This window comes from Picosynechococcus sp. PCC 7117, from assembly GCF_001693275.1.
Taxonomy (GTDB): domain Bacteria; phylum Cyanobacteriota; class Cyanobacteriia; order Cyanobacteriales; family MRBY01; genus MRBY01.
On sequence record NZ_CP016482.1, the window covers coordinates 133,553 to 144,966 of the forward strand.

The following is an 11,414-nucleotide window of genomic DNA, read 5'->3' on the forward strand; positions in this document are numbered from 1 at the left end:
TTGGCGCTGTTTCGATTCAGGGCCTGGGCGTTTTTTGCTGCCTCAATTTAATGGGCGATCGCCTTTTTCTTTTTAGTTTGTTTAATCCCTAAATGGGGTAATTTTTTGCTGCATTCATAGCATTAGTTTTCCCAGGTTAGTGGTCAAGCTTCCTAACAATTTGCCGTTCAATTTTTTAGCATCAAATTCATTCAGGACAATACATAATGACGACATTTCAAACAATGACTCTCGGCTATGCTCGCATGGGTAAACGCCGGGAACTCAAGAAAGCATTAGAAACTTTTTGGGGCGGAACTTCTAGCGCGGATGAGTTATTGGCCCTACGGCAGGATCTTGAGGTCAAAACCTGGCAAGCACAGTTAACGGCGGGCATTGATCGCATTGCCGTAGGGGATCAAACCCTCTACGACCATGTCCTAGACTGGACGGTGCGTTTGGGGCTGATTCCCCGGCGGTTCCAGGGTTTGAGCGGGCTTGATCGCTACTTTGCCATGGCTCGGGGCCGGGATGCTTTACCCGCGCTGGAAATGACCAAGTGGTTCGACACAAACTACCACTACCTGGTGCCTGAGATCGAAGACAAGATGCAACCCCTGGGGAACTTTGGGGAATTTTTGGCGATGGTGCAGCGATCGCAAGCCGTTTTGGGCGATCGCGCCGTACCCGTAGTCCTCAGTCCGGTGACCCTCTTGGCCCTGAGCCGCCACAACGGGAATTTGATAGCTTGGTTGGATCGGCTACTGCCGCTATATGTCGATCTTCTGGGCCAGCTCAAAGCTCTGGGGATCGAGGAAGTCCAACTGCATGAGCCAATTTTGGTCACGAGCCAAGCCGCCGATCTCAAGGCAGCGGTGCAGAAGACTTACCACCAACTAGCCGGAGTCGGCTTGCCCATACAGCTAATCACCTACTTTGATGACCTGGGGGTGAACTATGGCTGGGTGACGCAGCTACCTGTGGCCGGGATCAGCTTAGATTTTACCCGGGGTCACAACTTAGATCTGCTGATATCCCAAGGATTCCCCACCGACAAAATTCTGGGGGCGGGGGTCGTCGATGGACGTAATATCTGGCAAATTCATCCCGATGTCACCTTGGCATTGTTGAAAAAATTACAGGCGATCGCCCCCAACTTACGGGTACAGCCATCCGCCTCACTGCAGTTTGTCCCCCACGATGCCACCTCAGAAACCCAGTTGCCTGAACCCTTACGCCAGGTTTTGAGCTTTGCGGAACAAAAGTTGACGGAGGTGACCTTTCTCGCTCGCACGTTAGCTGGTGATGAGACGACGACCCAACAAATGGCCATTGAGCAGCAGTGGCAAACCTTTAAGCAGTTCAATCCGCCAAATGTCGCAGTGCAGAGTGCAATCCAGAAATTGACTGCAACAGATTTTCAGCGATCGCTCCCCTATGACCTCCGTTTAGCCAAACAGATCCAATTGCCTCCCTTGCCCACCACAACCATCGGTTCCTTTCCGCAAACGAAAGCTGTACGTCAGTTGCGAGTGAAATATAAAAAAGGGGAGATTTCCCAAGCAGACTACCAAGCAGCGATCGATGGGCACATTGCCGATTGCATTAAGCTCCAAGAAGACATTGGCTTGGATGTGCTGGTGCACGGGGAATTTGAGCGCACCGATATGGTGGAATATTTCGGTCAACAGCTGCAAGGTTTTGCCTTTACAGTCCACGGTTGGGTACAGAGCTATGGCAGCCGCTGCGTGCGACCACCGATTATCTATGGTGATGTTTCATGGCTCCAGCCGATGACGGTGCGAGAGTTTCAGGTCGCCCAATCCCTAACGAACAAACCAGTGAAGGGTATGCTTACTGGGCCAGTGACGATGATCAATTGGTCGTTTACCCGCACTGATATTCCCCGCCGTGACCAGGCAATGCAAATTGCCCTCGCCCTACGGAAGGAAGTAGCAAGTCTAGAAGTGGCTGGAGCGACCCTCATTCAAGTGGATGAACCAGCCCTACGGGAAGGGTTACCCCTAAAAATCAAACGTTGGCAAGCATACCTAGATTGGGCAGTCGATGCTTTCCGGTTGGCCACCAGTGCTGTTCAACCAAAGACCCAGGTTCATACCCATATGTGTTACTCCGAATTTGGCGACATCATTGAACATATTGAACGCCTAGATGCGGATGTGCTCTCTATTGAAAACAGTCGCAGTAATAATGAAACCCTGTTTGAAATTACTAATGCTGGCTATCGCTACCAAGTAGGAAATGGGGTTTACGACGTCCATAGTCCAGCTGTTCCGAGCGTTGAACAGATGGTGCAGCAGCTCCGCACGGGCATTGATCATCTGGCGATCGCCCAAACCTGGATCAACCCAGACTGTGGCCTCAAAACCCGCCGTTGGGAAGAGGTCATACCGGCCCTCAAAAATATGGTGGTTGCGACTCAAAAATTACGGGAGGAAATTCAAAATGCTGTTCAGTGATCTTTGGCAGTGCCGCGACACGACTTGGCAAGCTGCTTTTATTCGGGAAAACCTATTGTCCTTAGGTCATGGAGCCTGGCAAGGATATTTGACCCAAGGGCGCGGCCTGGTTGTTTGTGAGGTGGGCGCGACAGATCTGACTCGCTTGAATTGGCGTCAAGCAGTGGTGCCCTATCATCTCCAATACCGGCCAGCCGCGACCGTTTATCCATACCTAAAGTCCCGTGGTCTACCGAGCGACGTGCTGGATCATCTCTTAAAGGTGTTACAAACCTATACCCCTGAGCGGGAGATGCTCCTCGTTCTCAACCATGGTGCCGCCATTGAGGTGGATTGGTTCCAGAACTTGGCGATCGCCCCACCCGACTGTTACCAACAAGTTTGCGATCGCTGGGAAGAATTCAATCTGACCCCTGAATCTACCAGGAAGTATCGAAGTGGCGAACCATGAAAAATTAACACTATCGCCAAATCGGAGTACAGACTAAGCCTCAGCGATCAAAAGTCGCCAGCTCCAGCAGTATCTCCACTACCCTGGGCGCATTCCTGCCACTGTCCATCCCTTTGTCAAAATGGCCCAGGGTCAATCGAATTTGCCCCAATCAGGGCCCCAGCGCCACAATCTGATCAAGGTAAGGCGATCGCCCTTGGCAGCGCTGTCATCCTTGGGGGTCTTGCTCTTGGTCAAATTTCCCAAAGCCATCCTGATCAAATTGCCAGGACGATCAAAGCATAACTGTAAAGATTCACCTTTCGCTTTTGATTCTGGCCAGGCCGAGGAACGTTAGACAGCCTCAAGCAGTAGTACGGTTTGCCTCGATATGGACTTCGAAAATCATCAAGTAATATCATGATCAAAAAGTCAGATTTTGTTTTAGCGCCCTACATGCAGCGCAGCGATCGCCACGCCACCAATCAAATGCTCAATACGGTACTGCCCTATGTTGGGCTATGGATTTTAACGATTAAAGCCGCATCGATTTCCCTTTGGCTGTTACCGCCCATTGTTGGCTTAATGGTGCTATTTTTGTTGCGCTGCTTTTCGTTGATGCATGACTGCGGTCATTACTCTCTGTTTCGGACAAGACAGATGAATCGAGGGGCTGGTTTTTTGCTGGGAATTATTAACGCCATCCCCCCCTATGCCTGGTCACGGGATCATGCCTACCACCATAAAACCAACGGCGATTGGCAACGGTATCGAGGCATTGCCGATTTTTTGTCCACAGAGGAGTTTGCCCAACTCAGTGCCCCTAAGCAAAAGCTTTATGCTTTCCTAAGGCAGCCAATTATGGCCCTGCCCGGTGGCTTTTTTTACCTCGTCATTCAGCCCAGACTAACTTTAGGATTGGGCTTTTGGGAATTTTTTCGCCACAGCTTAGCCCACCTTAATCAACAGGGTTTAAGTAATTTTGGGGCGATCGCCACCACCTATCGATCTCAATACTGGCAGACCTGGGAAGAATTTTGGGACGTGCTATTAAACAATATTTTTGTGGTGGGTAGCTGGATTATATTGAGCGATCTCATTGGGCCAGGGCTATTTTGGAGCCTCTATGCCTCCGTGATGACCTTTGCTGGAACTATTTTTATCTGCATCTTCTTTGTCCAGCACAATTTTGAAGGGGCCTATGCCCACAGCACCGCAGATTGGGATTATCTACGTGGCGCTATTGAAGGCAGCAGCTACCTCGATCTGCCCCCTTGGCTACGGTGGTTTACCGCTGATATTAGCTACCACAGCATCCATCATCTCTCCGAAAAAATCCCCAATTACCATCTAGCCGCTTGTCATCAAGTCAATCGTCATCTGCTCTCCCAGGTGAAGACTCTCCGCCTGGGCGACCTACACCACTGTGCCAAATTTATTCTCTGGGATGCGGCAACCCATCAATTAGTTCCCATACCAACCCAGTCAGCCGTAGCGCCCAAAAATAGCGCGATGATTCCCACGACAGTATCGAAGCTACGCCCCAAAGGAAAGGGTTAATTATCTAAAAATTCTTTAAATGACTGTTTTAGTTCAATAAAAAGCCAAAATTGAGTGAATATAATGTCTATTCTTGCATTTTTTGTTGTTTTTCGCCTACTTTTACTGTTGGGCAGCCTAATGGTTTATCTGTTGACTGCCCATAAATACCAGTCTTCTGCATCCGTTGCCCAGTCCTATGATGCCTGGACCCAGGACGGCATTCTGGAATTTTATTGGGGAGAACATATTCACCTCGGCCACTATGGATCTCCCCCCTATCGGAAAGATTTTCTGCAATCTAAACATGACTTTGTCCATGAAATGGTGTGTTGGGGTGGCCTCGATGGACCAGGTGGCAACTGCTTCCCAGATTACTTGCCACTATGAAACATAGGTACAGACAGTGACCTATGGTGAGACAGCCGCAACGGTGACGGTAGAGACAAAGCAAGGAAAACAGAACCTTAATGCTACTTTGGTGGTGGCGGCCGATGGCAGGCGATCACCGCCCTACCCCCTGCAGAATTCATTGCCGCCATGGAACGCCACTATGGTGATCACTTTGGGCTACTACGCTTTGCTGTTTACTGATGCTCTGAACCGTATTTTTTCTAACAATTGGTGGCCCCTGGTGACAGGGCGGCGGTGGGTGCTGTAGCTCATGCATCGCTGGTCACTTCTGAGGCGCGCAATGTTACATCTGATGACAGGTCTCTGGGGAGATCACCCTTCAAATTTTGCTGTACCAAAAATAACGGTTAACCCAAGAAAGGATCGTGCCCTTGGAGTAAATAAAACTAGTATAGTCTACAAATTCTGCTAAAAGTAGTGGCAAAAATAGAGAAAATCCTTTAGAGGCAAAGTTTTTAGATAAAAATATACCTAATTGAGTCCATAAAATTGTGTTTTTAAACTATTTGCAATTTCATGACAAGCTACTTTCGCTGCTTGCACCACATGAATTGAGCGAATAAAACTATGGATTAGGGTCGGGTATCGAAGAATTTTGACCGGAACTCCAAATGACCGGAGGCGATCGCCATACATTAACCCATCATCCAGGAGGGGATCCTGTTCCGCAACTGCAATAATTGCGGGTGGTAGTTGACTGGCATCCTTAACTCTTAGTGGAGACACTTGCCATGCTTCTGCTTGGGAAAAATCTTCTAAATACTGCTGCCAGAACCAAGCCATTGTTTCTTTTGATAACCCAAGCTGATGACCTGCTTGATAGGAGTTTGTCTCAAAGCCGTACTGGGTAACGGGAGTAATCAGTAATTGGGCAATGGGCGAAATTTTCCTCTCATTGCGTAACTGGATTGCTGCCACCGCTGCTAAATTACCCCCTGCACTTTCTCCACCAAGGGCTAATCGTTGGCGATCGCCTCCCAAACTAGCTGCTTGTTGATCCGCCCAATAAATCGCATCAAGGGCATCATGGACGGCTGCGGGATACTTATGTTCTGGAGAGCGTCGATAATCTACAGAGATCACAATACATTGCCCATATTTAGCTAAAAAAGAACAAGTATCGTCTGCACTATCCAAGGAACCAAAAACCCAACCACCCCCCTGAAAATAGACAAGTATTGGTAAAGATAAGTCAACACCTTTATCACAAATAGGACGATAGATTCTAATTGGAATTGCTGGTGAATGAGGACGTTTAATTAATTGATTCTCAAATTTTACGCCAGCTTCTAACCTGAGATCGTAGAGTTTAATGGCTTCTTGAAAAAAAAATCGCCCCTGCTCTGCTGTTAGTTGCGTGATCGGAGGATGTCCTAATGTTGTCATCCGCTTTTTGATTTTTTCAATGATTTTAAGAACCTCTAGATCGATTTTGCTTTGAGTGATCATAGTTATTCCTACCAGCAAAAGCTGCCAATTATTTTTGTTTAAGAAATGTATTGATCCCCTAAAAAATATAGGGAATCAATTGAATTTGTCAGAATTAAAGTACATTAATGTCGGACAAAATTATGGCTTGTTTGAATTTTGGAAAACTCTGAAAAAAAGGTGTGTTTTTCTAAAATCATCAAAGTTGCTTTTTTGTGGGGTAGCTTAACTGTGTCATAGATTTTAAAACCCATATTAGTTAAAAGAGGGATTAAAATTCGATTTTTGGCGTCAGGTTCAATAATAATTCGCTCCGTATCATAGGTTTTAAAAGCAAACTGAAACGATGCCCGAAAGATCGGTATAAGATATTCAGGGGTCAAATGACGTCTTTCACCTATGGCAATGTGCCCACCAATATCAGATTTTTGATAGGGATAAAAATGGCGAATATTATCTGCTGCGACCTGATAAAAAATACCATAACAAATAGGTTCCCCTTCCAAAGAAGTAATTACCAAATCCTTTTGGATTGCTGTAAGAGATTTTCTCAGGAACTTCTGAAATTCTGTAAATGAAAGATTAAGCTTCCAAAAAGGAACCAAATGTCTTTGGTGCATCCAGTTAAAAATACGTTCTAAATCTTGCCCATAATCAACAGTACGGATAGAGGCTGTCTTGTTATATTGCGCATCATAGTAATCAAAAGGAGTTGTTAAGGCTGCTTGAAACTTTTTTTTTCGAGCAATTAACTGATCATAATCTGCATCGTGCAATACGGTATGCAAAGCGTTATTGACCTTTCCATAAGCAGCAGCATGGGGGCGATCGCTGTCGTCGTTATAGCCGTAGGTAATTAAACGATTACGGTTTAAACAGAGCTTTGTAAATTTTGGAGCCAAAAGATTAAACAACTCAAAACGATCTTGAAGCTGTGGAAATTTCTCTTGGTAATTCAGAATGGCTTGTCGTACTTGCCGCCAGAATTTTACTTCGGGATAGCAAATATGTTGATCTAAAAGGTCAGAAAGATAACGATGGTGACAAATAAATAAGCCTGCAAAAATAAACTGACATAAGCCTTCGGGAGGTTCAGTGAGCAAGACTTCTTTAAGATCTGCAGAAAGATTGAGTAGTTCCGGTAGCGGCTGATCACTGATATTAACATCATCCACAAAATCCTTCATCGCAAGGCGACTGGGAATATTATTTTTGAGGACAAGAATTGTATTTTCACCGTGGGGTGAGAACACCGTGCCATATTGATAGAGGTAGTGAAGTAACGGTGGTAAAACAGTATTGAAAAGACGATCTAACCAATCTTCAAGGGTTAAACCGGACACATCAACTAACTTAAGAATCAGGGGATAACCATCAGCATCGAGGTGCACTAAAGACGCGAGAGTAACGGGTCTTTCGTCGGGGTCGGTATAGCTCAGAACACTTTCTCGCCAGAGACAACCCAACATTTCTTTGTATTGGTAAGGGGCACTGGAAAGTTGCTTGTAGTAATTGTGATTGTAATTTAGACTTGCCACTTCACCGGGCAGAATCATCCGGCATTCTTCACTCAAAAAAGGATCGTTGGCATGGATAGATTTGATGTACTCGGTAACCTTCGAGGCAATTTGGGTACGCTCATTGGGCAAACCACGATAAACCAACGTATTCAGAATGCTGAGAGGCAACTTCACATGGCGCTTCTGGCTGTGGCTAGTGTTGACAAATGTCCGGATGGATTGCTGCGGTAGATAGAGATCTTCGCTCTTACCGAGGTAAACAATCGACTGCAATGCCACCGCTTCACCAAAGATCGGCACAACGATGTTTTTCCATTGCCAATCATGGACGGGCATGAAGTAATACTTAGCTGGCTCTAAACCACGCTCCTCTAACAGACCACTGAATCTGGCAACCGCTTCAGGAGATAATTCTTCTTCGATTAAACGCTCATACTCAAGATCGGTAACGCCGTTGTAACTAGACTGCTCGCGGGCGATCGCCAACCAAGTCATCTGGATAGATTGCTTGCTTTCGGGGGCATGTTCTAAATAATCGTCATAACCAAAACCAATGCGACCCTTATTAAAAGTAATCCAAGGGTGACCTTCCATTTCCCCTTCCAGCTCGGCATAGTTGAGGTTGAGGAGATCAACATTTTTGCTTTGTTTGCGCTGATAAATGTGGGCATCAGCAATCAAAGTATTGGTGAGTTCCTTCAACAAATGGGCGGTTGTTTCACCGGTCATCCCCACTGTTTCATGGATATCTAATGCAAACTGAAAGGGGTTAGTTGCAGGTGTCCATTCATCATTTTCGCCGCGATAAATCGACTTTGGATCAACGCGATAACTATCAAACACTCGCAGCTTGGCAGTAAAGCGATAACCTAATCCATCAGGCAAGTTCAGTTGATAGGTAACAATGTCTTCTTTGTCATCAATAACATCTGGTTTAATGATCTCCTCATACATAAACTCCGAGAGCATTTTTGTTAGGAGATTGAGACTAACGGTTTTCCAGATTTCAGGAGTTAAGGCGGCATTCAAAGCTTGAATATTATTCATGATCATTAGGTAAATAAGTTAATTAATAGAAGAAAAAATCTGCTTTTTCAAGCATTATGTTGATATCGAGTTATCGTTTTTGCTAACACTGGATGTAATCCGAGTGACCAAGTATAGGCTAATGTAAATACTGATAAAATACCGGCTAGAATTAAAGGAAAAGCAAGATTATATTGCGCGATGACATAAGAGGCTGTTAAGGGAGATAAAACCATACCAATATTAGCAAAAGCAAACATTAAAGTGTAATTAAGAGGAATTTTTTGTGGGTCACTATTGTTAAATAAATAGAGTTCTAAAGCCGCTTGGGTGACAGCAAGAAAGAAACCATAAACTACTCTCGAAAATACAAACAGCGATAAAGAATTTGTTGACCCTTGGATTAGTAATGTCACTGCCAACAGCAAAGATCCCATGGTATAGAGCAATGAAATGCGATGAGGTTTGGCGTAACTGCGGATAAAAGGCAATGCGGCGATCGCCATTAAACTGGGAATGGCAAATAGAATACCGCCAGTCGTTAAAGTTGTGCCAAAATAATCTGCCCCAGTGACATAGCTAACAAAATAGGGCCGCACGAGATTGTGAATAAACTGAAACAATAAACAAATCACGCCAATAGCTGGGATAAATGCCCAATGGGTTTGCAGAATATCTATCGGTGAATTGTCTGATTTGACTTTTTTAATTGACTGTTTATTTTCAGGTAATGCTTCTAAGAAAAACCAACATAGAGCGAATTGCAATATATCTGATAAAGCCACAATAAAAAATGCATTAAGGGGATTTTGAAGCTGAATAATCCAGACTCCAACGATACTAGAAACAACAATTCCTGTGTGAAAAACAGCCTGGTAAGTTCCGGCCATCATCTCCCGTCTTTCTTCACCACCTAACTGAATAATTAGGGGATAAAGAATCACAAAACTACTCCGAAACATTAACAAAATTACTGTGGCGATCGTAAACTGCGTCACATTTTGAGTCAAGGTTATGGCTATGCAAACTAACGCAGAACAAATTTGCCCAGAATAAAGTAAAATTTTGATATTTAATCTATTCGAAAAAAATCCCCAAAACGGTGCAGTCAACACTACTGTCACCCGACAAATAAAAATATAGAAGCCAGTATAGCTTAAATCTTCAACACCGAATACTTTTTCAAAGAAAACAGGATAAAAAGGTGCGAGTAATACTTCTGAAAAAATATAAGTAAAGGCACAAACGAATAAGACTGAAATTGAACGATTTAAAGTGTGATTCATATCAGCTTACACCGAAGTTTTGGAAGACATTTTTCTGGGCTATCGGATAAACTTCTTGACCAAGTAGGGTATTAATAATTACCGAGCTGCGATGGGCACCTAAACCAAGATCTGGGGCACCAATGCCGTGGGTGTGAAGTTCGCCATTCTGTACAAAAATTGAATTAGGAATAGATTTTGTGAGAGTAATGCGATAGTTAAAGTCGATGCAGAAGCGGTCTTTATAATCCCACTCGATTAGATCGCGGATGGGTTTGATAAATTCTGGGACTCGATGCTTATAGCCTGTGGCAAGGACAATGCAATCGGTGTTGTGTTCAAAATAATGATTTTGCTGTACCTGGCGATAACCGAGACGATAGCCGTTCTCTGTAACTTCTGCCTCCTTTACCTCCAGAGAGGAGCATAGTTTCACATCTAACTCAGTGCCACCAATAGTTAATTCGTAGAAGCGATTGTAAATTTGGGCAATTAATTCTGCAGCCATGCCTTTGTACAAAAGATTTTGACCGGAACGAATTTCATCACGTTTTTCGATAGGCAAATTGTAAAAATATTCGATGTAATCAGGGGAAAAATATTCGAGACCTAGTTTAGAGTATTCCATGGGAAAAAACCCTGGGGAACGAGTATGCCATTCGAGGTGATAACCGCATTCTACTTGAGTATTTAACAGCTCATAAAATGTTTCGCCAGCACTTTGTCCAGAGCCAATTACAGTCACAGACTTTGCATTTTGCCATTGTTCTTTGCGGTGGAGAAATTCACTAGAATGGAAGATATTATCTTGCTTCCCAAGTTTCTTTAGACAATCAGGAATACTTGCGGTACTACCGACCCCAATTGCTAAATGTTTCGCGTGATAAGTGATGGCGTTATTGGTTTCATAATCACGAGCTGTCACGGTGAAGTAACCTGCTTCATTCCAGGCGATCGCCTCGACGTTTTTTCCGAACTGACAGGTATCACCCAACTGCTCGGAAACCCATTGACAATAGTGGTTATATTCTCGGCGATAAATCTTAAATTCCTCAAGGAAATAGAAATTATAAAGACGAGAATTTTCGCGGAGATAATTCAGAAATGTAAAACGACTACGGGGATCTGCCATAGTAACTAAATCCGCCAAGAAAGGTACTTGAATTGTTGCTGATTTAAGTAACAAACCGGAATGCCAATCAAATCGTGGTTTCTGTTCAAGAAATACTGAATTGACTTCAGAAATCGGGTCTAGCAGAGCCGCTAAACTTAAATTAAATGGTCCAATACCGACTCCAAGTAAATCATAAATTTGGTTATTCATTGCTACACT

General features: G+C 44.4%; 7 protein-coding genes and 1 pseudogene. 4 read left to right on the forward strand and 4 right to left on the reverse strand.

Features of this window, described 5'->3' with window-relative positions:
- The first annotated feature begins 206 nt into the window (after positions 1-206).
- From metE to AWQ22_RS15680, 4 genes and pseudogenes are all read left to right on the forward strand, one after another.
- Positions 207-2,459 carry a 5-methyltetrahydropteroyltriglutamate--homocysteine S-methyltransferase gene (gene metE, locus AWQ22_RS15665; RefSeq protein WP_065711914.1) on the forward strand — a complete coding sequence of 751 codons (2,253 nt, stop codon included), beginning with the start codon at positions 207-209 and terminating at the stop codon, positions 2,457-2,459.
- Positions 2,446-2,910 (forward strand): hypothetical protein, encoded by a 465-nt coding sequence (locus tag AWQ22_RS15670; RefSeq protein ID WP_065711915.1) that lies wholly within the window; start codon positions 2,446-2,448, stop codon positions 2,908-2,910. The genes metE and AWQ22_RS15670 overlap by 14 nt, the downstream gene beginning before the upstream one ends.
- 399 nt (positions 2,911-3,309) lie before the next feature.
- On the forward strand, positions 3,310-4,449 hold the full coding sequence (locus tag AWQ22_RS15675) for a fatty acid desaturase (RefSeq protein WP_065711916.1): 1,140 nt from the start codon (positions 3,310-3,312) through the stop codon (positions 4,447-4,449).
- A 120-nt stretch (positions 4,450-4,569) separates the two neighbouring features.
- Positions 4,570-4,776 (forward strand): annotated as a pseudogene (locus AWQ22_RS15680) (SAM-dependent methyltransferase); the annotation flags it as partial.
- Positions 4,777-5,313: 537 nt separating this feature from the next.
- Here the strand turns inward: AWQ22_RS15680 and AWQ22_RS15685 are convergent.
- The 4 genes from AWQ22_RS15685 to AWQ22_RS15700 all read right to left on the reverse strand — a co-directional run bounded on the left by AWQ22_RS15685 (position 5,314) and on the right by AWQ22_RS15700 (position 11,405).
- Complete coding sequence (locus AWQ22_RS15685) at positions 5,314-6,309, reverse strand: alpha/beta hydrolase (RefSeq protein WP_232321588.1); 996 nt, start codon at positions 6,307-6,309, stop codon at positions 5,314-5,316.
- A gap of 86 nt (positions 6,310-6,395) precedes the next feature.
- Entirely contained in the window at positions 6,396-8,837 is a 2,442-nt protein-coding gene (locus tag AWQ22_RS15690) for a GNAT family N-acetyltransferase (RefSeq protein ID WP_084449071.1), read from the reverse strand.
- Positions 8,838-8,884: 47 nt separating this feature from the next.
- On the reverse strand, positions 8,885-10,102 hold the full coding sequence (locus AWQ22_RS15695) for an MFS transporter (RefSeq protein WP_065711919.1): 1,218 nt from the start codon (positions 10,100-10,102) through the stop codon (positions 8,885-8,887).
- A gap of 1 nt (position 10,103) precedes the next feature.
- Entirely contained in the window at positions 10,104-11,405 is a 1,302-nt protein-coding gene (locus AWQ22_RS15700) for a lysine N(6)-hydroxylase/L-ornithine N(5)-oxygenase family protein (RefSeq protein WP_065711920.1), read from the reverse strand.
- Positions 11,406-11,414: the final 9 nt, after the last annotated feature.